Below are 23,050 nucleotides of genomic sequence, written 5' to 3'. Positions count from 1 at the left end.
CGCAACAAAAAACCCCGGCGATCGCCGGGGTTTTTTGTTGCGACAGGCTTGACCGGTTCGATCAGAAGTTCATGTCGAAGGCCACTTCGCCCTGCACGCCGACCTGGTAAGCCGAGACGCGGCGTTCGAAGAAGTTGGTCAGTTCCTGCACGTCCTGCAGTTCCATGAACGGCAGCGGGTTGCGCACGTTGTACTTCTTTTCCATGCCCAGCTTGGCGAAATGCTGGTCGGCGCAGTGCTGCAGGTACTGGCGCATGTCGCGGGTGGAAATGCCGGCCACGCCGCCGGACAGCACGTCCTCGGCGAACTGCACTTCGCACTCGATCGCCTCGGCCAGCATGTCGTAGACCTGCTGCTTCATCTCTTCGTCGAACAGGTCCGGTTCTTCCTCACGCACCACACGCACCGACTCGAACGCGAACTCCATGTGCGCGCTCTCGTCGCGGAACACCCAGTTGGTGCCCGAGGCCAGGCCCGGCAGCAGGCCACGCGAACGGAAGTAGTACACGTAGGCGAAGGCAGCGAAGAAGAACAGGCCTTCGATGCAAGCGGCGAAGCAGATCTGGTTGAGCAGAAACTGGCGGCGCTGTTCGCGGGTCTCGATGCGGGTCAGGCTCTGGATCGAGTCGATCCACTTGAAGCAGAAGTCGGCCTTCTTCTTGATCGAGTCGATGTTCTCCACCGCCGAGAACGCCTTGGCGCGCTCTTCAGGATCCGGCAGGTAGTTGTCGAGCAGGGTCAGGTAGAACTGCACGTGCAGCGCTTCTTCATACAGCTGGCGCGACAGGTACATGCGCGCTTCCGGCGCATTGAGGTGCTGGTACAGGTTCAGCACCAGGTTGTTGGACACGATCGAGTCGCCGGTGGCGAAGAACGCAACCAGCCGGTGGATCAGGTGGCGCTCACCCGGCGACATCTTGCTGTGCAGGTCGGTGATGTCGATCTGGAAGTTGATCTCTTCCACCGTCCAGGTGTTCTTGATCGCGTTCCTGTACATGTCATAGAACTGCGGGTAGCGCATCGGGCGCAGGGTCAGTTCAAAACCGGGATCGAGCAGCATCTGCTTGGGCTTGTCGGCCATGGGTGTTTCCTTGAATTCTCGGGTCAAAACGCCGGGCGTGGCCCGGCGCTACCTTGGTGTTTGCGTGCTGCAGCCGAGCATGGCTCGGCTCTACAGGTGCGAGGTGTTCGAGTGCCGACCAACGGTCGGCACCCACCGCGCGGTGTTACTGGCAGGCCTCGCAGGCTTCCGGGTTTTCCAGCGAGCAGGCGATGGCTTCGTCCGGGCTGAACACCTTGGCCGGGGCCGCGCTGCTCACCGTGGTCTTGGCGATCTTGGTGGCCGGGCGCGAACGCAGGTAGTAGGTGGTCTTGATGCCCTGCTTCCAGGCGTACATGTACATGGAGGACATCGCGCCGATGTTCGGGCTTTCCATGAACAGGTTGAGCGAGGCCGACTGGTCGATGAAGGCGCCACGCTCGGCGGCCATGTCGATCAGCGAGCGCATCGGCAGTTCCCACGCGGTGCGGTAGACCTCGCGCAGCGTTTCCGGAATCTGCGCCACGCCGGCGATGGAACCTTCGGCCAGCTTGATGGCATCGCGCATGTCGGCGGTCCACAGGCCCAGCTTCTTCAGCTCGTTCACCAGGTAGCGGTTGACCTGCAGGAAGTCACCGGACAGGGTCTCGCGCTTGAACAGGTTGGACACCTGCGGCTCGACGCACTCGTAGCAGCCGGCGATCGAGGCGATGGTCGCGGTCGGGGCGATCGCGATCATCAGCGAGTTGCGCAGGCCGTGTTCCTTGATGCGCTCACGCAGGGCATCCCAGCGTGCGGTGTCTTCCGGCACCACGTTCCAGGCGTCGAACTGCAGTTCGCCGCTGGCGGCACGGGTGTCGTTGAACGACGGGTGCTTGCCGCGTTCCTGGGCCAGCTCGCAGGAGGTTTCCAGCGCGTGGAAGTAGATCGCTTCGGCAATCTTCTTCGACAGGGCGCGGGCTTCGGCGCTGTCGAACGGCAGGCGCTTGCGGAAGAACACGTCCTGCAGGCCCATGCAGCCCAGGCCGACCGGACGCCAGCGCAGGTTGGCGCGGCGGGCGGTTTCGATCGGGTAGAAGTTCAGGTCGATGACGCGGTCGAGCTGGCGCACGGCCAGGCGCACGGTCTCGGCCAGCTTCTCGAAGTCGAACTCGTTGTGCTCGTCGAAGTGGTTGCCCAGGTTGATCGAACCCAGGTTGCACACCGCGGTTTCATCGTTGGAGGTGACTTCCAGGATTTCGGTGCACAGGTTGGACAGGTGGATCACGTTGCCCGGACGCAGGGTCTGGTTGCTGGCGCGGTTGCACTTGTCCTTGAAGGTCATCCAGCCGTTGCCGGTCTCGGCCAGCGTACGCATCATGCGGGCGTACAGCTTGCGCGCGGAGATGGTGCGGTTGGCCTTGCCCTGGGCTTCGGCCTGCAGGTAGGCCTGCTCGAAGGCTTCGCCGAACAGGTCGGTGAACTCCGGCACGACGCGCGGATCGAACAGCGACCATTCCTGGTCGGCCTCGACGCGCTTCATGAACAGGTCCGGCACCCAGTTGGCCAGGTTCAGGTTGTGCGCACGACGGGCTTCGTCACCGGTGTTGTCACGCAGCTCGAGGAAGTCCTCGATGTCGGCGTGCCAGGTTTCCAGGTACACGCAGGCCGCGCCCTTGCGCTTGCCGCCCTGGTTCACTGCGGCCACGGACGAATCCATGGTCTTCAGCCACGGCACGATGCCGTTGGAGTGGCCGTTGGTCGACTTGATCAGCGAACCACGCGAACGCACACGGGTGTAGCTGACGCCGATGCCGCCGGAGAACTTGGAAAGCTGGGCGATGTCGCCGTACTTGGAATAGATCGACTCCAGCGAGTCCTGCGGCGAGTCCAGCAGGAAGCACGAGGACAGCTGCTCGTGGGTGGTGCCGGAGTTGAACAGGGTCGGGCTGGACGGCAGGTAGTCAAGGTTGCCCATGCGCTTGTACAGCGCCAGGGTCTCGGACACGTCCTCGCTCAGCGCGCTGGCGATGCGCAGGAAGAACTGCTGCGGGGTCTCGATCACCTTGCGGGTGTGCGGGTGGCGCAGCAGGTAACGGTCGTACAGGGTGCGCAGGCCGAAGTAATCGAAGTTCAGGTCCAGCGAGATGTCGATGGCATCGTTGAGCTTGCGTGCGTTGGTCTGCACGAAGTTCAGCAGGCGGTCGTTGATCAGGCCGACTTCATGGCCACGGCTGACCGACTGCGAGAATGCGTAGATTTCCTGGCCGGAGACTTCCTTGGCGATGTAGTTGGCCAGCAGGCGCGCAGCGAGGCGACCGTACTCGGGCTCTTCACCGATCAGCAGGGCGGCGGTGCGGATGGACAGTTCGTCCAGCTCGCGGGTGGTGGCGCCGTTGTACAGGCCGGAAATGGTGCGGGTGGCCACGCGCATCGGATCGACGGCGTGCAGGCCTTCGGAGGAACGCTGCACCGCGCGCACGATCTTGTTCAGGTCCACCAGTTCGGTCGTGCCATTGCGCTTGGTCACACTCATCGCGTTGGCCGTCGGCGGCGACGTCAACAGGAATTCGCTTTCCTTCTCGATGGTGGCGCTGGATTCGGTGGTCACGGCGTGTGTCCTCTTGGCGTGATTGGTGGGTGCTCGATGCATCGGGTGACGCAGCCCGGGACATGACAGCCCAGGATGGCAGGACGGCGTCGCAGGGGATGAGACCCTGCGCCTGCCACTGCCGTTGGCGATCGCGGATGGGTACCCCGGGCATCCCCTGGAATTGGGGTTGCTGCGACCGACGGCCACAAGATAGTGGGGGTAGTGGGGTCCGTCAACGCCAAATGTAGTGAAATTCGGCAATCCCTTGCGCCGCAAGGATCGTGCCATCGGCGCCCGGATCAGACGCTTCAGACCTGCCGGAACGGGCTGCGCAGTCAAGCCCGAAAGGCGTCATTGCGGTGGTACAACGCACCGCGAAAACGGAACAATGACAGCTTCACATGACAGTGATGAAACTGGCTAGGGACAACCCTGTGGATAGATGGTGGGCAGCCGGTGGGAATCCGGTGGACGGGTGACTTCCGGCCGGTGACGCCCGCGCGCTGACGGCGGATGCTGGCCGCTCGCTCCCGGAAAAGGATGCTCCGATGCACCTGCGGTTGCCCGCGCTGGCCCTGCTGCCCGCCCTGTTCATCGCCCCGGCGCTGGCCGCCGAGGGGCTGGACCTGCGTTCGGACCAGTGCGGCATCCATACCGACTATGACGTGCTGGTGGACAGCGGCGGCATCTGGCTGCGGCATGGCCCGCAGGCGCCGCATGAAGTGGTGTTCCACGACGGCGAGCTGAGCCTGGACGGCAGGATGGTCACGGTCAGCGCCGCCGACGCCGCCCGCCTGCGGCAGATGGAGGCCGGTGGCCGCCAGTTGATGCCGGCGGCCACCGCACTGGCCCACGAAGTCTCCGGGGTCACCTTCGATGCGCTGGACGCTGCCTTCGAGGCCATCACCGGCAAGTCCCGCAACCGCCAGATGCGGGCGATGCGCGGCGAGATGCAGGACTGGATCGACGCCAGCCTGGGCCGCGGCTACTGGGAACAGGAAGCCTTCGGCGACGGCTTCGACGCGCACATCGAGCAGATGGCCGAGACGATGGCCGGGTCGATGACCCGCAGCGTGCTGTGGCAGGTGTTCACCGGCCGCGCCGGGGCCATGGAGCGCCGCGCCGATCGCCTCGATGCCGAAGTCGACCGCCGCATGGAAGCGCGCAGCCAGCAGCTGGAAGCCAAGGCAATGGCCCTTTGCCCGCTGGTGCGTTCACTGGCAGAGGCCCACGATGCGCTGGAAGTGCGCTACCAGGGACAGCCACTGCGGCTGCTGGAGCGCGGCGAGAGCGTACGGGCGGAGCACGGCAGCGGTACGGGGCTGCATGTGTCGGCCGGGCCGGATGAGCGGCCGTTGGGGAGCGCGGTTGCGCCCACCCGATAGCCGCGCTGTGCTGTCGTAGAGCCGAGCCCACGCTCGGCTGCTTTTCGGCACATCATGCAAAGGCAGCCGAGCGTGGGCTCGGCTCTACAAACGGCACTACCCTCACGCCCGGTGCGGGGTGCCCAGGTATTCGGCGCTCTGCATTTCGATCAGGCGCGAAGCAGTGCGCTCGAACGCGCCCTGCAGGCGCTGGCCGGTGTACAGCTCGATCGGCGAGGTGCTGGCGGTACACACCAGGTTGACGTGGCGGTCGTACAGCTCGTCGATCAGGTTGACGAAGCGGCGCGCGGCATCTTCGTTCAGGCGATCGAATGCCGGAATGCCGCCCAGCAGCACCGTGTTGAACTCGTGCGCGATCTCGATGTAGTCCGAGGGCCCCCGCGGGCCCTCGCACAGCGCGGCGAAATCGAACCAGGCGATACTCTTGCCGCGGCCACGGACCGGAATCTTGCGACCCTCGATCTCGATGTTGCCGGCCTTGGCCGGCTGGCCGCCACTCAGCTCGTTCCAGCGCGTGGCCAGCCACTCATCGCTGTCGGCCGCCAGCGGTGCGCGGTACACCGGCGAGCGGGTCAGCGCGCGCATGCGGTAATCCTCGGTGCCTTCGGCGTACAACTCGACGCAGAAGCGCTGCAACAGGCCGATGGCCGGCAGGAAGCTCTCGCGCTGCAGGCCATTGAGGTACAGGTTCTCCACCGCCGTGTTGGAGGTGGTGACCAGGGTCACGCCCTCGGCGAACAGGCGCTCCAGCAACCGCGCCAGCAGCATCGCATCGCCGATGTCGGTGACGAAGAACTCGTCGAGCACCAGCACGCGCAGGTTGCTGCGCCATTCCTGGGCGATCTTCGCCAGCGGGTCGCTCTGGCCCTGGTGCTCGCGCAGGCGCTCGTGGACGCTGCGCATGAAGCGATGGAAGTGGGTGCGGTACTTCTGCTTGATCGGCAGGCCGTCGTAGAACAGGTCGACCAGGAAGGTCTTGCCGCGGCCGACGCCACCCCAGAAATACAGGCCCTTCACCGGCTCGGGCTTTTTCCAGAACGAGGACAGGCGGTCCAGCCAGCCGTCCTCGGCACTGTCCAGCAGGCCCAGGTGGATGCGGTCCAGCTCGGCCAGCGCCGCATGCTGGGCCGGGTCGTTCTGCCAGTCGCCACGGGCGACCCCTTCCGCGTACCGCTGCGACGGGGTCAACTCGGTTGCACTCATGCCGCTGCGCCCAGCCAATGTTTCACGCCGTGGGTCAGCGCGCCGCGCAGGTCGATCAGCTTGCGGTGGAAGAAGTGGCTGGTCTCGGGCATGCGCACCAGCTCATGCGGGAAGTCCAGCGTGTCCAGCCACTGGTAGACGGCCTGCGGGTCGACGATCTCGTCCTGCTCGCCCTGGATCACCAGCCAGCGCGCCGGCGGTGCGATGCCATCGAAATCCCAGCGACCGGCCGGCGGCGCGATCGAGATCAGCGCTTCCGGCTGCAGCGCGGCAGCGGCCTTCAGCGACACGAACGAGCCGAAGCTGAAACCGGCCAGCCACAGGCGGTCGTCCGGACGCTGGCTGCGCACCCAGGCGGCGACGGCCTTCAGGTCATCCTGCTCGCCCACGCCGTGGTCGAACTCACCGGCCGACGCGCCAACACTGCGGAAGTTGAAGCGCACCGTGGCGATGCCCAGCTCGCGCAGGGTGGTGGCGGTCATGGTGACCACCTTGTTGTGCAGGGTGCCGCCCTCGGTGGACAGCGGATGGCAGACGATGGCCACGATCGGCTGCACCGGCGCGTCGGCCTTGGGCAGGTCGACGACCACTTCCAGCGGGCCGGCCGGGCCGTCCAGTTCGAGGCAGGCGGTTTCGCCAGGGGCGACGGGGAACGAAGGCTTGTGCATGGCACCATGATACCGTCCCCTGCCCCCGCCCTGTGCCCGCCCCATGCTCTACCTGTCCTTGGCCGTGATCTGCAGCGTGCTGGTTTCGGTGGTGTTGAAGCTGGCCAACCGCCGCCAGCTGGATGTCGCGCAGATGGTCACCTGGAACTATCTGGTCGCTGCAACGCTCACCGCCGCGGTGCTGCAGCCGCCGTTGGATGCACTGCGCGCGCCGCATGCGCCGTGGCTGTCATTGCTGGCGCTGGCGGTGGTGCTGCCGTCGATCTTCCTGGTGCTGGGCCGCGCGGTGGCGGTGGCCGGCATCGTCCGCAGCGACGTGGCGCAGCGGCTGTCGCTGCTGCTGTCATTGGCCGCCGCGTTCCTGTTCTTCGGCCAGACCGCCACGCCGTGGAAGTTGGTCGGCCTGGCGCTGGGCCTGGTCGCCATGGTGGCGATCAGCCTGCGCCCGCGCGGACCGGCGGTGTCGTCCTCACCCGGTGGCTGGGGCTGGCTGCTGGGCGTCTGGGCCGGGTTCGCGGTGGTCGACGTGCTGCTCAAGCAGGTGGCGCTGTCGGGCACGCCGTCGATGGCGGCGGTGCTGGCCAGCTTCAGCGTGGCCTTCGTACTGATGCTGGCGCTGCAGCTGTGGCGGCATGTCAGTGGCCGCAGCCGGCTGGCCTGGCGCAACCTCGGCGCGGGTGCACTGCTGGGCCTGCTCAATGGCGGCAACATTCTTTTCTATGTGCACGCGCATCAGTCGATGCCGGAGAGCCCAGCCACCGTGTTCGCCGGCATGAACATCGGCGTGGTGGTGCTGGGTGCACTGGTGGGCGTGTTCGCGTTCGGCGAGGCAACCACGAAGTGGAACCGCGCGGGTCTTGCGCTGGCGGTGCTGGCGATCGGGTTGATCGCCTGGGGGTGAGCGTTGGTTGCGGCGGGCCATTTCCGCGCCCGCGGTGGGATGTCACTTTTCTTTTCGCGCGAAAAGAAAAGTAACCAAAAGAAACGCGCCGCCAGCCGCGAGCCGGTGCTGTGCACCGGTTCCCTGCGCTTCTCGGTGAACCAGGGGACGGCGCCGAACTCGCTGCGCTCAGACATCGGCGCCTCTTCGCCCCTGATTCACCTGCGATGCTCGGCTCGCTTGAAGGCGGACTGGTAGATCAAAAGCAACGGCAGCATCCGTGCCGATCAAGGTCCCTCCCAGAGCAGATCCCCGGCGAACCTTATCTGTCGAAGCCCAGCAGCAGCGGGTCGTGGTCGGAGCTGCGCCACGGGCCCTGCACGTTGCGGCCCTGGTAGCCGCTGGCGTCCTGCTCGTCGGCGTTGCTGTGCCATTCGGCGGCGCCGCGCAGGCGCTTGGCCATGCCCGGGCTCAGCAATGCATGGTCGAGGCGGCCGGTATAGCCGTTGTAGACGTAGCTGTAGGGATGCTCGACCTTGGCCACCTTGAACGCGTCCAGCCAGCCCAGGTCATGCAGGGTGCGGATCGGGTCTTCCATCGCGTAGGCATTGAAATCGCCGAGCAGCACCGCGTCCTTGGCACCGGTACCGGTCGGGTCGGTCTGCAGCCAGGCATGCAGCTGCTGCGCGGAGGTCACGCGGGTGGCGTTCCAGCAGCCCTGGTTGTCGTTGCGGTCGGCGTCGGCACCGGCGGCGTCGCGGCAGCCCTTCGACTTGAAGTGGTTGGCCACCACCACGAACGGTGCGCCCTGCTTGCCCTGGAAGGCCTGCGCCAGCGGCACGCGACTGTGCTCGACGAATGGACCACCGGTCAGCGTGGCCGGCTTGCCGACCGGCTGCAGGCGCGCGCTGCGGTAGATGATGCCGACCCGGATCGGGTTGTCGCCGGGGCCGTTGCCCGCGTCGACGAAGCGCCAGTCGCCCTGCGCGCCGCGGTCCCGGTTGAGCGCATCGACCAGTTCGGCGATGGCCGACTGCGGACCGTAGCCGTCGTTCTCCAGCTCCATCAGCGCGGCGACATCGGCGCCCAGCGCGTTGACCGTGGTGACCAGCTTGGCCACCTGCGCCTTGTGCTCGTCCAGCGTGCGCGCGCCGCGCAGGGTCGGGAAGCCACCGCCCTGGCCATCACCGTTGAAGAAGTTCTCCAGGTTGAAGGCCGCCACGTGCAGGCCGCCCGGCACGGTCGGCACCGCCGGACGCTTCAGCTCCGGCAGTTTCAGCACACCTTCGACCTGCAGGCGCGGCCGCCCCTGCGCGTCCATGTGCACGACACCTTCCACATTGCGCAGCTGCATGCCGGTACGCAGCACCGGGTTGGCCGGCAGGTAGGCCACGCTGGCCGGGTCGCGGGCATCGCTGCCGTCGTCCAGCACCAGGCGGCGGCGCTGGTTGTCGGCCATCACCTGCTCGTAGCCGGCAGTACCCGGCGCGGCCACTTCGGTGGGCTGCCAGAGGCGGCCATCGAAGGCCACGGTGAGCTGGCCGAAGCGCTCCAGGCCGTCGGTACCGGCCAGGGTCAGCGGTGCGGCGATGCGCACGCGCTGGCCATCCAGCACACGCCAGTCGGCCGGCGCGGCGGTCAGCACCACGGTGGCGCTGCTGCGCGCAGTGGAGGGCGACGCGACCGGTGCGGCCTGCGGCTGGGCCTGGGCAAAGGCGCCGGCCGGCAGCAGCAGGGACAGGGCAAGGGCGAGGGAACGGCGGCGCATCGACGGGCGACTCCATGGAAGAGGCGCACAGACTAACCCTGAAATGCGAAACCCCAGCGACGCGCGCGGTTTTGGCCTTGGCCGGCAAAGCCGCCGGCGGCGGACGGAGAACGACCGGGGCGATTGGGCGACCGGCGGGTAGCGTCGACTGTCAGTCGACTATCGCGCGCAGCGCGGGCATTTTTGGTGGCGTTGGGAAGAGCAGTCGACTGACAGTCGACTCTACCCCCGTTCCGCGGTTCCGCCATCCCGTTCGGCCGTTCCATGTTTCGACGTTTTCGCCGTTCGCCGTCTACTTCAGGTTGCCCAGCATCCAGTCCACGGTGGCGTGGATCTGTTCCTCGGTCAGCGCCGGGTTGCCGCCCTTGGGCGGCATGATGCCGCCGTCCGGCCCGGTGTAGCCCTCGATGGCGTGCTTGTAGAGGGTGTCCTTGCCCTGTGCGATGCGCTTGTCCCAGTGCGAATGGTCCAGCGTCGGCGCCATGCCCACACCGGTGGTGTGGCAGGCGGTGCACAGGTTGTCGAAGATGACCTTGCCGTCCTTGGTGCCGCCGTAGGCCACCTGCGACGCGGCCTTGGCCAGCGCGGCGGCCTTGGCGGCGGCCTGCGCGGCGGCGCCGGTGCTGCCGGCATAGACCGCGCCGGTGGGCGAGATGCGCTGTTCGGTGCGCTTGGCCGCGGCCGGCGACACCTCGGGCGGAATCCGGGTGTGGATGTAGGCGGCAAGGAGGATGAGGCCGAGGGTGATGGTCGCCAGCAGCGCGATCACCATGGAGAAGCGTTTCAGGAACTCCAGATCGTAATTCCGCACTCTTCGTTACCCCTGGCTGATAGTCGTTGGACCACGGCTGAGCGACTGCGTGATGGACCGAGTATAGAACGCGCTTTGCGTGCGACAACAGGCGTCACTGCTGGTGCGGCGCAACATGCGGCCGTGGCCGCATGCGGGTAGCGCCGGGCCGTGCCCGGCGAGCGCGAAGCGCGGCAACAACGGTCGAGGATGGCAACAGCCGCCGGGCATGGCCCGGCGCTACCGTTTTGCGGGGGCGCCGATCGCGCGCAGGCAGAAGCTGCAGATCGCATCCACCAGTGCGTCTTCGTCGCGGTGTGCTTCGCGGCTGGGCGCGGTCGGACCGACCATGGCTTCGGTGAAGGCGCCGACCAGGCAGGCGGCGGCCACATGCGCGTCCTGCGCCGGCAGCTCACCGGCCGCCACGCCCTCCTCCACCAGCCGCAGGAACACGTCACCGAAGGCGCGGCGACCGCGCATGCGCTCGGCTTCCACCTCCGGGTCGACCGGTTCAACGATGAAGGCGTGCGCCAGCCCCGGCCCGGCCAGGGCGCGGCGGACGAAGGCGGTGATCGCCAGCCGCAGGCGCTCGCTGGCCACCTCCGGGCCGCTGGCGATGCGCTCCATGATCGCAACCTCGTGGGCCACGGCGGCGTTGAGCACCTCCACGAACAACTCGGCCTTGGACGGGAAGTGCCGGTAGATCAGGCCGGTGGACACCCCCGCCTGGGTCGCCACGGCGGTTACCGGAGCATTGCGCCAGCCACCGGTGGCGACCAGCTCGCGGGTGGCCAGCAGGATCCGTTCACGGGCCCCGGCCAGGCGTTCTTCCATCAGTGCAGAGCGTTTGTAGGCCATGTTTTGATTCTATTTTCAATTTTTGAATTTGTATTCACTTCTTACCCGAACCCCGCTACGCTGGGGTCCAATCGCCCGTGCGGGCGGCGGTCCTGCAGACCGCCGCCCGCTCCCCCGCCGGGTGCGTCCATTTCCTGCCATCCCGCCGTGGAGCCACCACAATGCACGTGCCATCCCTGAACTTCGACCTTGGCGAAGACATCGACCTGCTGCGCCAGAGCGTGGCCCATTTTGCCGCCGCCGAGGTCGCACCGCTGGCCGCCGAGGCCGATGCCACCAATCAGTTCCCGCTGGCCCTGTGGCCGAAGCTGGGCGAACAGGGCCTGCTCGGCCTCACCGTGGAAGAAGAATACGGCGGCACCGGCATGGGCTACCTGGCCCACGTGGTGGCGATGGAAGAGATCTCGCGTGCTTCCGGCGGCATCGGCCTGTCCTACGGCGCGCACTCCAACCTGTGCGTGAACCAGCTGCGCAAGAACGGCAACGAAGAACAGAAACAGCGCTTCCTGCCGGGGCTGTGCAACGGCAGCCTGGTCGGCGCGCTGGCGATGAGCGAGCCGGGTGCCGGTTCGGACGTGGTGTCGATGAAACTACGCGCCGACAAGCGTGGTGACCGCTACGTGCTCAACGGCAACAAGATGTGGATCACCAACGGCCCGGATGCCGACGTGCTGGTGGTCTATGCCAAGACCGACATGGAGGCCGGTGCCAAGGGCATCACCGCGTTCCTGGTCGAGAAGGGCATGAAGGGCTTTTCCACCGCGCAGAAGCTGGACAAGCTGGGCATGCGTTCCTCGCCCACCTGCGAGCTGGTGTTCCAGGACTGCGAAGTACCGGAAGAAAACGTGCTGGGCCAGATCGGTGGCGGCGTGCGCGTGCTGATGTCCGGCCTGGACTACGAGCGCGTGGTGCTGTCCGGCGGCCCGCTGGGCCTGATGGCCGCGGCGATGGACGTGGTGATGCCCTACGTGCACGAGCGCCACCAGTTCGGTGAGGCGATCGGCAGCTTCCAGCTGATCCAGGGCAAGATTGCCGACATGTACGTGGGCCTGGGCGCCTGCCGTGCGTATGTCTATGCCGTGGCACGCGCCTGCGACCAGGGCCGCACCACCCGCCAGGACGCCGCCGGTGCCATCCTGTACGCCGCCGAGAAGGCCACCTGGCTGACCGGCCAGGCGATCCAGATCCTCGGCGGCAACGGCTACATCAACGAATACCCGACCGGCCGCTTGTGGCGCGACGCCAAGCTGTATGAAATCGGCGCCGGCACTTCGGAGATCCGCCGCATGCTGATCGGCCGCGAACTGTTCCAGCGCACCCTGTAAGGCCACCGCGATGACCGTCCTGAACAGCCAGCTGCAACCGGGCAGCGAAACGTTTGAAAGCAACCGCGCGGCGATGCAGGCCGTGGTCGGCGACCTGCACGCCACGCTTGCCCGCACTGCACTGGGCGGAAGCGAGGCGGCACGCGCCAAGCACACCGCGCGCGGCAAGCTGCTGGTGCGCGACCGTATCGACGCCCTGCTCGACCCCGGCAGCGCCTTCCTGGAAATCGCGCCGCTGGCCGCGCACGGCATGTATGACGATGCCGTGCCCGCTGCGGGCGTGGTGGCCGGCATCGGCCGCGTGAGCGGCGTGGAATGCGTGATCGTGGCCAACGATGCCACGGTCAAGGGCGGCACCTACTACCCGATGACGGTGAAGAAGCACCTGCGCGCGCAGGAGATCGCCGAGCAGAACCACCTGCCGTGCATCTACCTGGTCGATTCCGGCGGGGCCTTCCTGCCGCTGCAGGACGAAGTCTTCCCCGACCGCGATCATTTCGGCCGCATCTTCTACAACCAGGCCAACCTGTCGGCGCAGGGCATTCCGCAGATCGCCTGCGTGATGGGCAGCTGCACCGCCGGTGGCGCCTACGTGCCGGCGATGAGCGACGAGACGGTGATCGTGCGCGAGCAGGGCACGATCTTCCTCGGCGGCCCGCCGCTGGTGAAGGCCGCCACCGGTGAAGTGGTGACGGCCGAGGAACTGGGCGGTGCCGACGTACACACGCGCATCTCCGGCGTGGCCGACCACATGGCCGACAACGATCTGCAGGCGCTGGCACGGGTGCGCGCGATCATCGCCCAGCTGAACTGGCGCAAGCCGGAGCCGGCGATGGCGGTGCAGGCGCCCGAGGAACCGCTGCTGCCGGCGCATGAACTGTATGGGGTGATTCCCGCCGATACGCGCAAGCCCTACGACGTGCGCGAAGTGATCGCACGCCTGGTCGATGGCTCGCGCTTTGACGAGTTCAAGCCGCGCTATGGCGCAACACTGGTTACCGGCTTCGCGCATCTGAACGGCTACCCGATCGGCATCATCGCCAACAACGGCATCCTGTTCTCCGAGTCGGCACTGAAAGGCGCGCACTTCATCGAGCTGTGCACCCAGCGCAACATCCCGCTGGTGTTCCTGCAGAACATCACCGGCTTCATGGTCGGCCGCAAGTACGAACAGGGCGGCATCGCCAAGGACGGCGCCAAGCTGGTGATGGCAGTGGCCTGCGCCAAGGTTCCCAAGTTCACCGTGGTCATCGGCGGCTCGTTCGGTGCCGGCAACTACGGCATGTGCGGCCGCGCCTATTCGCCCAACTTCCTGTGGATGTGGCCCAACGCACGCATCGGCGTGATGGGCGGCGAACAGGCCGCCAGCGTGCTGGCCACGGTCAAGCGCGATGGCATCGAAGCCAAGGGCGGCCAGTGGCCGGCAGCGGAGGAAGATGCGTTCAAGGCACCGATCCGCGAGCAGTTCGAGCAGCAGGGCCACCCGTACTACGCCAGCGCGCGCCTGTGGGACGACGGCGTGATCGATCCGGCCGACACCCGCCGCGTACTGGCCCTGGCGCTGTCGGCCAGCCTCAACGCCGCCCCGCAGCAGACGCGCTTCGGCGTGTTCCGCATGTAACCCGTGCCATGACCGAGCCTGTTGCCATGTTCACCAAAGTCCTGATCGCCAATCGCGGCGAAATCGCCTGTCGCGTCATCGCCACCTGCCGCCGCCTCGGCATCGCCACCGTGGCGGTATATTCCGATGCCGACCGCAACGCGCGCCACGTGCGCCTGGCCGACGAAGCCATCCACATCGGTCCGGCCGCTGCACGTGAAAGTTACCTGCGCGGCGATGCCCTGCTCGACGCCGCACGCCTGACCGGCGCGCAGGCGATCCACCCCGGCTACGGCTTCCTGTCCGAGAATGCCGACTTCGCCGATGCCTGCGCCGCCGCCGGCATCACCTTCATCGGGCCGCCGGCCAGCGCCATCCGCGCGATGGGCGACAAGAGCGCGGCCAAGGCATTGATGGCGAACGCCGGCGTGCCGCTGACTCCGGGCTACCACGGCGACCAGCAGGAACCGTCCTTCCTGCGCGAACAGGCCGACGCCATCGGTTACCCGGTGCTGATCAAGGCCAGCGCCGGTGGCGGTGGCAAGGGCATGCGCAAGGTCGAGCGCAGCGAGGACTTCGTCGATGCGCTGGCCAGCTGCCAGCGCGAGGCGGCCTCGGCGTTCGGCAATGACCACGTGCTGGTCGAGAAGTATGTCGAGCGCCCGCGCCATATCGAAATCCAGGTGTTCGGCGACAGCCACGGTGAGGCGGTCTACCTGTTCGAGCGCGACTGCTCGGTGCAGCGCCGCCACCAGAAGGTGCTGGAAGAAGCCCCGGCGCCAGGCATGAGTGCAGAACGTCGCGCGGCGATGGGCAAGGCGGCGGTCGATGCCGCGCGCGCGGTGGGCTACGTCGGTGCCGGCACGGTGGAGTTCATCGCCGGCCCGGACGGCGATTTCTACTTCATGGAAATGAACACCCGCCTTCAGGTCGAGCACCCGGTGACCGAGTACATCACCGGCACCGACCTGGTGGAATGGCAGCTGCGCGTGGCCTCGGGCTTGCCGCTGCCGCTGCGCCAGGAGCAGCTGGCGATCCACGGCCATGCCATCGAAGCACGGCTGTACGCAGAAGATGCCGACCGCGGCTTCCTGCCCTCCACCGGTACCCTGCGCCGCCTGCGCCTGCCGGCTTCGTCTGCCCATGTGCGCGTGGATACCGGCGTGGAGGAAGGCGACAGCATCACCCCGTACTACGACCCGATGATCGCCAAGCTGATCGTCTGGGACGTGGACCGCGACGCCGCGCTGCGCCGCATGAGCCAGGCGCTGGCCGACTGCCAGGTGGTGGGCGTGACCACCAATGCCGGCTTCCTGCGCCGCCTGGTGAACACCGATTCGTTCGCGCACGCCAAGCTGGATACCGCGCTGATCGAACGCGAACAGGCGGCATTGAGTGCAGCGGGCGATACGGATGATGCCCTGTGGCAGCTGGCCGCCGTGGCCGCTGTTGCAAGCACTGCCGGTGCCGGCAGCGATGCGCGCGACCCGCATTCGCCGTGGCAGGCGCAGGACGGCTGGCGCCTTGGCGCATCGGCACCACGCGTGCTGCCGCTGCAGCAGGGCGATCGCCGGCACACGCTGAAGGTGTGGGCGCAGGCCGATGGCTGGCGCGTGCAGTGCGACGATGCGGCGCCGGTGCAGGTGATCGGCACGGCCAATATGCAGGGCCTGACGGTGCAGCTGGGCGAGCGCCGCTGGTCGTTGCAGCTGCTGCGCGACGGTGACCAGCTGTACCTGTTCGGCGCCGACGGCCAGCACCGCTTCACCCTGCACGATCCGGTGGGTGAATCGGACCACGCCGTGGCCGACGCCGGCAGCCTGCTGGCGCCGATGCCGGGCAGGATCGTTGCGACGCTGGTCGCCGCCGGTACCGAGGTCAAGCGCGGCACGCCGCTGGTGGTGCTGGAAGCGATGAAGATGGAGCACACGCTGCAGGCACCGGCGGACGGCACGGTGAAGGGTTACCGCGCCAAGGCCGGCGACCAGGTGGGTGACGGTGCAGTACTGGTGGACTTCGAGGCGGCGTGAACGCCGCGGCGGCGACCGCTCAGCGGTCGTCGCCCACCACCACCCGGCCAGCAGGATCGAATTCGGCCGTGTCCAGCGTGGCACTGCGCCAGCCCAGGCCGCAGATGGCCATCGCGCTCTGCCCGATGCCGTCGAAACCGAAGGCACGATCGACATCGGCATCGTTGATGGCTGCGGTGACGAATGCCGCCAGGCCACGCTCGGTTGCGCACAGGTACAGCAGCTGCGAGATGTGGCCGACATCCAGCGTCACCGCACGATACGCCTTGGCGTGGTTGCGGTACTTCCAGAAGCAGCGGTCGTACCGCGGTGCCAGCACCAGCAGCGCCGGTGCATCGGCGAACCACTCCTGACCGGACAGCATCCGCCGTGCCAGCGCGGGCAATGCATCGGGGGGCGGCGAGGGCAACGGCAGTACCGCGTGCTGCACGGGGTGGTAGTGGTACAGCCCTGGTACCAGCCCTTCCACGTTCTGTACCAGCAGGAAACCTTCGGTGGGATGCAGGCCGCCGCCGGAGGGCACGTTCTTCTTCAGGAACTCCGTATCACGCTCGACCTTCTGCACCGCGTGGGCCATCAGCGTGCGCTGCAGCACCTGGGCCAGCAGCGGCAATGGCAGTGCACGCTGCGGGTCGAAATTGCGGCAGGTCGTGCGCTGCGCCAGCAGCGCGTCGAACGCGGCCTCTTCGCTGCGCGGCAGCGGCTGGTAGTCGCCCTGCAGGGCTTGCACCACCGGTGGCGGCGGCCCCAGCCGCTGGCGCAGGCCGGCAGCGGTATCCAGACCCTGGCGACGCATGTCCTCCACGCTGTCCACCGCCTGCCAGCGCGCATGGCGATGGGCCAATGCGGCCAACGGCCACCACTGGCTGCGTCGCAATGCCTCATCACGCATCTGGTGCCCGACCTCATCCGGCGGGTCGGTCAGCACCAGCCCCTGCTCGACCAGGCGCGCCAGCATCGCCGGAGAGGTGCCGGCCGGCGGTTCGCTCCAGCGGTGCGCGCTGAGCTCGCCCAGCAGCTGGCGCTCCTCGGCGTCCACCGGCAGCGGCTGGTCCAGATGGGCGGCCAGGGCCACCCAGCTGATCTGGCTGTCCATCTCGGCCTGGCCGGCCAGCATCGCGCGCAGGTCCAGGGTGACCGACTCGCGGGGCTCGAACATCAGGCTGGCGCAGCGGCGCAGGCGCATGGGTTTCCTTCCTTCTGCCGCACAACCGGCATAGCAGCAACGACCGCGACGCGGCCAACTTTAGCGACATGCACGCCACCGCCCTCAATGGCAGGCTGTCGCGGCCGATACGAGAAACTCAACCTACGGACGATCCCCATGAGCACCCATCCCCGCCTTTCCGCCGAGGACGCCAGCACCCTGCTGGACCAACTCATCGGCAACGACGATTTCCGCAACCACTTCACCGCATCGCCGGGCAAGGCCCTGGCCTCGATCGGCCTGGACGGTGCCGTTGGCGAGAACGACTGCATGAAGGTCGGCACCCTGGCTTCGGTCGAGGAGCTGCGCCGCACCCGCGATTCGCTGCATGCATACCTGAGTGCCTCGACCGCCTCGATGACGGTGGTGTTCTGCTTCGAAGCCGACCGGATCGACGAGCGCGTCAACGCCTGAGTCCGCATCAGCGCGGTACCCGCACCGACGTCGCCTCCGTGGCGATGTCGTGCACATTCAGGGGCTGCCAGACCTGCATGGACGCCACCTCGGCAATGGCCTGACCGTGGTGCCGGGCCAGCCAGGCCTGCTCGCGGCGCACGCCGGCAGTGTCCTGCTCGGCACGCAATGCCTGCAGCAGCACAACATGGGCCTGCACCGGTTCGCTGCCATCAAAGGTGGGCTCGAGCAGATGGCGTGCCGCTTGCGGACGCTGTTGCGCCAGTTCGGCCATCGCCAGCACAACCCGGCGCCACTTGCCCACCACAGGGCTGCGCTGCCGCTCCAGCAGTTCGCCGTGGTCACGCAGCCACTCTGCGGCCAGCGCATGCTGGCCCTGGCGCTGGGCCAGATAGGTCAGGGCCAGCAACTGCAGACTGCGGCTACCCACGGCGGAGTCGTCGTTCTTCCGCAGCAGCGGTCGCAGCATGGCGGCGATGGATTCAAGCTCCTTCGCATCGCCGGCCGTGCACAACGTGGTCACGGTGGCGTGTTGCAGCCGTTGATGGATCTGGTAGTCGATCAGATCCGGTGCCGGGCCATCCGCAGCGATCGCGGCATGCAGGCTGCTGCAATCACGCTGCTCCGCAGCCACCAGCAGGTTTGCCCGCAGGCGCATGCGCTGTTGCAGGTCATCCCCCCGCGGCAACCGCATCAACAGCTGCTGTGCCTGTGCGTCCAGGCCCTGCGCAACCAGCACGTCCACATCCAGGTCGTCGGCCTCGTCATTGCCGCGCAGCATCTGTGCCTGGTGCAAGGTGCGCATTGCCTGCTGCGGCTGGCCGAGGCCCAACTGTGCCCGCGCCAGATGGATCATCGGATACAGCCGCAACGGGTCCTGAGGCACCGTCGCGGCGCGCGCATAGGGCGCGGCCTCGGCGAAGCGATTGTCCTGCAGCAGCCCCCAGGAGGTATTGGACAGCCCCGCAAACGAATCCGGATAGATCTTGGCCAGCGCACGCCACTGTTCCAGCGGCCAGCCACCGGGTTCCAGTTCGGCCTGCCAGCCCTTCAGGTACAGGCGCTCACGCGCGGGCAGGCGCTGCTGCTGGGCCAGCGCGTGCTCCAGCGCGTCACGCGCGTCCGCAACCTGCGCAGTGCGGGCCAGCAGCTTGGCCACGCCCATGTAGGCCAGGGCGAAACCGGGATCGATATCGATCGCCGCCTGGTAGAGGTTGCGTGCTTCTTCGAAGCGACGCTGGCCCAGTGCGCTTTCGGCCAGGGCAAACGCACGCAGTGCGCGCAGGTCCTGGGTCGATGCCCGCGGCAGCGGCAACGACTGTTCCAGGCTCGCCACCGATTCGCCCAGGCCACGTCGCAGGCGCCCGACCACGTCGTCCACCGCGAACACCATCTGATCGGATCGATCCGCGGTGGCGGTGAACGTCTGGATCACCTGACCGCTGCCCGGTGCTGCGACGTCGATGGCGAGCTCGTAGCCACCGATCTTCTGCCGCACCGTCGGCAGCAGCACGGCGCGCGCGCCTTCCCGCACCGCCACGTTGGCTGCGGTATCGCGGCTGAGCCGGGTATCGCCCGAGAGCCGCGCCATTTCCAGGCTCTCGCGGATCTTGCCCTCCGACAGCACGTTCACGTAACGCGACTGCTCCAGCGCGATGCGGATCGCGTGCCGCATCGAATCGTCGAAGATCGGATCACCGGTGAGATTGTCGACATCCCCGAGCACCACCCAGTCGCGTTCGGCGAACGCGATCGCCGGCTCCGGCCGCAGCAGCAGCCAGCCGCCCAGCACCGCCACCGTCAGTACCAGACCTTCAGCGGCCAGCACCAGCGGCTGCCGCCACAGCGGCAGGTCACGGCGCGCCTTGGCATTGGCACGCGGCATGCGCAACGGCGCCGCACCGATCTCGCCCACTTCGATCACTTCCTGCACCACCGGCACGCCCTTGAAGCGCCAGCGCCCGTGCGACTTCCACAGCAGGCGCGCGCCGCGCTCGCCCAACGCATCGGTGGCGCGGCGCGTCAGTGATTCGGCCACGGCCGACAACAGGATCTGGCCAGGCCGTGCCAGCATCATCAGGCGCGCCGCCATCGGCTTGGCCAGCCCTTCCACTTCCATCGACTTGGCGCCGGCGCGCACCGCTTCGGGACTGTTGTCCCAGGTCAGTACGTCACCCACATGCAGGCCGGCACGCGCACGCAGTTCAATCGAACGCTGCTGGCCCAGCGTGTGCAGTTCGCACTGGTAGTCCAGCGCGAAACCGAGCGCATCGATGGCGCGCTCGAACAGCATGAACAGACCGTCGGAGCGATCGATCAGCTGGCCATTCCAGCGGTGCTGCAACACCAGCACCAGGCGGTCGTGTTCCTGGAACAGGCTCGCGGCCGCGACGTCGCCGATCCGCTCGACCAGCTGCAGCGAATCACACAGATCGGTGAACAGCAGGGCGCGTAGCTGGGGGCTATGCGGGGCTGACGTTCCGTTGTCGCCATTCATCGCCTGCATCTCCCTATGGGCCGTCCGGAGCATCCACCCAGCGCAGGCAGTTGCCGCCATCGCGCTTGGCCTGGTACAGCGCGCGGTCCGCACTGGCATACCACTCGCTCCAGCCGGCCTCCGGCGCCAGCAGGCTGGCACCGATGCTGACCAGGCTGACATGCGGCGTGCCATGACTGCGTTCGAGCAGGCCATGCACCGCGCTGAGGATGAACTCGGCCGCGTGCTGCACGATCTCGTGATTGCCACGGCGCAGGATCAGGCAGAACTCATCGCCGCCGAGGCGGCAGGCCAGGTCCTGCTCACCGGCCATCGAGCGCAGGATGTTGCCCATGCTCTGCAGCACACGGTCGCCGGCCTGGTGGCCGTGACGATCATTGATCTGCTTGAAGCGGTCGCAGTCGATCAGCAGCAGGGCCTGCGGCAACCCGTCACCGTCGGCGCGGCACTCCTGCAGGTACAGGGTCAGGCCACGGCGGTTGTGCAGCCCGGTCAGTTCATCGGTACGCACCAGCTCACGGGTGTGGGTCAGCTGATGGGTGGTGATGTACAGATTGTCCAGCGCGGTTTCCAGATCATGGTTGCGCCGGCGCAGCTGGCTGATCAGGGCCTGCTCGTTGGTCAGCACGCGCATGATCGTGCGCCGCAGGAAGTAGGCGACCAGGCCGGGATCGGATTCCACCAGGCGATGGAAATCGGCCGGGCCCAGCTCCAGTACTTCGCAGTCGGCCAGCGCGCGTGCACTGGCGCTGCGCAGGTGATCACCGACCAGCAGGCCAAGCTCACCGAAGAACTCATGCTGGCCGAGCGTCTTGATCACCAGGTCCTCGCCGAAGTCCAGTTCGATCTGGCCCTGGAGGATCACATACATCCGTTCGCCGCGATGGCCACGCTGGAACAACCACTGTCCGGCATGAAGCTTGCATGGACGGGCAAATCTGGCGAACAATGCCACCTCGGCAGCGGACAGCAGCGCGTGCACGATCTCGGCCATCGCCACCCGGGCGATACCTGACGTCACATCACTGTTCTCGGCCGCACCCCTGCCGGTCATTCCCTGCACCCGCCGCCAGCGTCCCCTGGTGAGCCGCGGAGCATAGCACCGCTTTAAAGTGTGCGCCCTATCTCATTTTGACCCTTCTGCCGATCTTGATTGATGTGAAGATCGATGGTGGCCCGTTCTGGTCACGGGTGTCCGGGCAAAACCCCTGCTGGATCAATCCGATGCCGGGTTTCACAGGGTTTCGGCCAAGTTGCCGGCACACGGGGTGCGCCTGATTGACGCTGCCTGCTGGCCGCGCCCTTGCATCGATACAACAACGCCGGCAGGTCCCCCGACCGGCCGGCGTTGTCTGGCCCTTCCCTGGCCACCCTGATCGCTCTGAGGCCCGGTAGTGCCGGCCGCTGGCCGGCAACCATCTGGACCTCGGAAACATCGACGGGTTGCCGGCCAGCGGCCGGCACTACCGCATCACGCAGCGCGTTCGCTGCGCCCGCCGTGGAACTGCTCTTCCTCGGTCGAGCCGGTCAGCGCGGTGGTCGACGACTGGCCCTGCTGGATCGCCTGGGTCACCGCGTCGAAGTAACCGGTACCGACCTCACGCTGGTGCTTGACCGCAGTGAAGCCACGCTCGGCCGCTTCGAACTCGGCTTCCTGCAGCTCCACGAACGCGCTCATCTGGCGGCGTGCATAGCCGTGGGCCAGGTTGAACATGCCGTAATTCAGCGCATGGAAGCCGGCCAGGGTGATGAACTGGAACTTGTAGCCGTAGCTGCCCAGCTCGCGCTGGAACTTCGCGATGGTGGCGTCGTCCAGGTTCTTCTTCCAGTTGAAGCTGGGCGAGCAGTTGTAGGCCAGCAGCTTCCCGGGGAACTTCGCATGGATCGCCTCGGCGAACTTGCGTGCGAATTCCAGATCCGGCTTGCCGGTCTCGCACCACACCAGGTCGGCGTAGGGTGCATAGGCCAGGCCACGGCTGATCGCCTGGTCCAGGCCATTGCGGGTCTTGTAGAAGCCTTCGACGGTGCGCTCACCGGTGGTGAACGGCTTGTCGTTGCCGTCGATGTCACTGGTCAACAGATCCGCTGCTTCGGCATCGGTGCGCGCGACCAGCAGGGTCGGCACACCCAGCACGTCGGCGGCCAGGCGCGCGGCGTTGAGCTTCTCGATCGCCTCACGGGTCGGCACCAGCACCTTGCCGCCCATGTGGCCGCACTTCTTCACCGAGGCCAGCTGATCCTCGAAGTGCACGCCGGCGGCACCGGCCTCGATCATCGCCTTCATCAGTTCGAAGGCGTTGAGCACGCCGCCGAAACCGGCTTCTGCATCGGCCACGATCGGCTGCAGGAAGTCGATGTCATCCTTGCCTTCGGCATGGTGCAGCTGGTCGGCGCGCAGCAGCGTGTTGTTGATGCGCTTGACCACCGCCGGCACCGAATCGGCCGGGTACAGCGACTGGTCCGGGTACATCTGGCCGGCCAGGTTGGCGTCGGCCGCCACCTGCCAACCGGACAGGTAGATGGCCTTCAGGCCAGCCTTGACCTGCTGCATGGCTTGGTTGCCGGTCAATGCACCCAGCGCGTTGACGAACTCGCGCTCATGCAGCGACGCCCACAGCTTCTCCGCACCCAGGCGGGCCAGCGAATGCTCGATGTGGACGGTGCCGCGCAGGCGCACCACGTCGGCGGCGCTGTAGTTGCGCTGGATGCCTTCCCAGCGCGGGTTGGTATCCCAGTCGTGCTGGATCTGTTCGGCAGTGGGCAGCTTGCTCATGTCTTTCTCCAGTTCGGTTCGTGCGTGCAGCGGGGAGGGAA

The 23,050-nt window shown here is 67.1% G+C and carries 17 protein-coding genes; 6 read left to right on the top strand and 11 right to left on the bottom strand.

The annotated features are described in order from the left end of the window. Positions 1 to 61: 61 nt before the first annotated feature. Together G5A07_RS18090 and G5A07_RS18085 are read right to left on the bottom strand one after the other, a co-directional pair. Positions 62 to 1,081 carry a ribonucleotide-diphosphate reductase subunit beta gene (locus G5A07_RS18090; RefSeq protein ID WP_005407669.1) on the bottom strand — a complete coding sequence of 340 codons (1,020 nt, stop codon included), beginning with the start codon at positions 1,079 to 1,081 and terminating at the stop codon, positions 62 to 64. A 145-nt stretch (positions 1,082 to 1,226) separates the two neighbouring features. Continuing rightward, positions 1,227 to 3,629 carry a ribonucleoside-diphosphate reductase subunit alpha gene (locus G5A07_RS18085; RefSeq protein WP_049409985.1) on the bottom strand — a complete coding sequence of 801 codons (2,403 nt, stop codon included), beginning with the start codon at positions 3,627 to 3,629 and terminating at the stop codon, positions 1,227 to 1,229. Between the two features lie 530 nt (positions 3,630 to 4,159). Here G5A07_RS18085 and G5A07_RS18080 point away from each other — a divergent pair. Continuing rightward, positions 4,160 to 4,996, top strand: a complete 837-nt coding sequence (locus G5A07_RS18080; protein ID WP_191863740.1) for a DUF2884 family protein — start codon at positions 4,160 to 4,162, stop codon at positions 4,994 to 4,996. A 102-nt stretch (positions 4,997 to 5,098) separates the two neighbouring features. On the opposite strand, the gene zapE is transcribed toward G5A07_RS18080, so the two are convergent. Beyond that, positions 5,099 to 6,199: a cell division protein ZapE gene (zapE, locus tag G5A07_RS18075; RefSeq protein ID WP_029380119.1), complete on the bottom strand. Its 1,101-nt coding sequence runs from the start codon at positions 6,197 to 6,199 to the stop codon at positions 5,099 to 5,101. Beyond that, positions 6,196 to 6,867 (bottom strand): CocE/NonD family hydrolase, encoded by a 672-nt coding sequence (locus tag G5A07_RS18070; RefSeq protein WP_049454316.1) that lies wholly within the window; start codon positions 6,865 to 6,867, stop codon positions 6,196 to 6,198. Before G5A07_RS18070 ends, zapE begins: the two co-directional genes overlap by 4 nt. A gap of 43 nt (positions 6,868 to 6,910) precedes the next feature. Between G5A07_RS18070 and G5A07_RS18065 the strand changes: the two genes are divergently transcribed. Continuing rightward, positions 6,911 to 7,768 (top strand): EamA family transporter, encoded by an 858-nt coding sequence (locus tag G5A07_RS18065; RefSeq protein ID WP_191863739.1) that lies wholly within the window; start codon positions 6,911 to 6,913, stop codon positions 7,766 to 7,768. A gap of 301 nt (positions 7,769 to 8,069) precedes the next feature. Here G5A07_RS18065 and G5A07_RS18060 read toward each other — a convergent pair whose 3' ends face one another. The 3 genes from G5A07_RS18060 to G5A07_RS18050 all read right to left on the bottom strand — a co-directional run bounded on the left by G5A07_RS18060 (position 8,070) and on the right by G5A07_RS18050 (position 11,163). Next, on the bottom strand, positions 8,070 to 9,515 hold the full coding sequence (locus tag G5A07_RS18060; RefSeq protein ID WP_191863738.1) for an ExeM/NucH family extracellular endonuclease: 1,446 nt from the start codon (positions 9,513 to 9,515) through the stop codon (positions 8,070 to 8,072). Between the two features lie 292 nt (positions 9,516 to 9,807). After that, positions 9,808 to 10,326: a c-type cytochrome gene (locus G5A07_RS18055; RefSeq protein ID WP_043400625.1), complete on the bottom strand. Its 519-nt coding sequence runs from the start codon at positions 10,324 to 10,326 to the stop codon at positions 9,808 to 9,810. Positions 10,327 to 10,545: 219 nt separating this feature from the next. Continuing rightward, on the bottom strand, positions 10,546 to 11,163 hold the full coding sequence (locus tag G5A07_RS18050) for a TetR/AcrR family transcriptional regulator (RefSeq protein WP_010487054.1): 618 nt from the start codon (positions 11,161 to 11,163) through the stop codon (positions 10,546 to 10,548). A 161-nt stretch (positions 11,164 to 11,324) separates the two neighbouring features. On the opposite strand from G5A07_RS18050, the gene G5A07_RS18045 reads away from it, so the two are divergent. The 3 genes from G5A07_RS18045 to G5A07_RS18035 are packed head-to-tail and all read left to right on the top strand — an operon-like array spanning position 11,325 to position 16,118. After that, on the top strand, positions 11,325 to 12,488 hold the full coding sequence (locus G5A07_RS18045; protein WP_191863737.1) for an isovaleryl-CoA dehydrogenase: 1,164 nt from the start codon (positions 11,325 to 11,327) through the stop codon (positions 12,486 to 12,488). 10 nt (positions 12,489 to 12,498) lie between these two features. Beyond that, the gene (locus G5A07_RS18040; RefSeq protein WP_053442370.1) at positions 12,499 to 14,109 is read left to right on the top strand and encodes a carboxyl transferase domain-containing protein; all 1,611 of its coding nucleotides are present in this window, start codon (positions 12,499 to 12,501) and stop codon (positions 14,107 to 14,109) included. Between the two features lie 26 nt (positions 14,110 to 14,135). Next, positions 14,136 to 16,118, top strand: a complete 1,983-nt coding sequence (locus G5A07_RS18035; protein WP_191863736.1) for an acetyl/propionyl/methylcrotonyl-CoA carboxylase subunit alpha — start codon at positions 14,136 to 14,138, stop codon at positions 16,116 to 16,118. A gap of 19 nt (positions 16,119 to 16,137) precedes the next feature. On the opposite strand, the gene G5A07_RS18030 is transcribed toward G5A07_RS18035, so the two are convergent. Then, the gene (locus G5A07_RS18030; protein WP_191863735.1) at positions 16,138 to 17,304 is read right to left on the bottom strand and encodes a putative peptide maturation dehydrogenase; all 1,167 of its coding nucleotides are present in this window, start codon (positions 17,302 to 17,304) and stop codon (positions 16,138 to 16,140) included. Between the two features lie 138 nt (positions 17,305 to 17,442). Between G5A07_RS18030 and G5A07_RS18025 the strand changes: the two genes are divergently transcribed. Next, entirely contained in the window at positions 17,443 to 17,739 is a 297-nt protein-coding gene (locus G5A07_RS18025; protein ID WP_191863734.1) for an NHLP-related RiPP peptide, read from the top strand. 7 nt (positions 17,740 to 17,746) lie between these two features. Here the strand turns inward: G5A07_RS18025 and G5A07_RS18020 are convergent, their stop codons facing one another. The 3 genes from G5A07_RS18020 to aceA all read right to left on the bottom strand — a co-directional run bounded on the left by G5A07_RS18020 (position 17,747) and on the right by aceA (position 23,009). Next, entirely contained in the window at positions 17,747 to 20,245 is a 2,499-nt protein-coding gene (locus G5A07_RS18020; protein ID WP_191863733.1) for a putative peptide modification system cyclase, read from the bottom strand. A 4-nt stretch (positions 20,246 to 20,249) separates the two neighbouring features. Further along, positions 20,250 to 21,290 (bottom strand): GGDEF domain-containing protein, encoded by a 1,041-nt coding sequence (locus G5A07_RS18015; protein ID WP_019337655.1) that lies wholly within the window; start codon positions 21,288 to 21,290, stop codon positions 20,250 to 20,252. 417 nt (positions 21,291 to 21,707) lie between these two features. Continuing rightward, positions 21,708 to 23,009: an isocitrate lyase gene (gene aceA, locus G5A07_RS18010; protein WP_019661879.1), complete on the bottom strand. Its 1,302-nt coding sequence runs from the start codon at positions 23,007 to 23,009 to the stop codon at positions 21,708 to 21,710. Between the last annotated feature and the right edge of the window lie 41 nt (positions 23,010 to 23,050).

The sequence above is a fragment of the Stenotrophomonas sp. AS012628 genome, assembly GCF_010608305.1.
In the GTDB taxonomy this organism is placed as follows: domain Bacteria; phylum Pseudomonadota; class Gammaproteobacteria; order Xanthomonadales; family Xanthomonadaceae; genus Stenotrophomonas; species Stenotrophomonas geniculata.
Note: the sequence above shows the minus strand (reverse complement) of the source record. Positions and strands in the feature narration are given on the sequence as shown.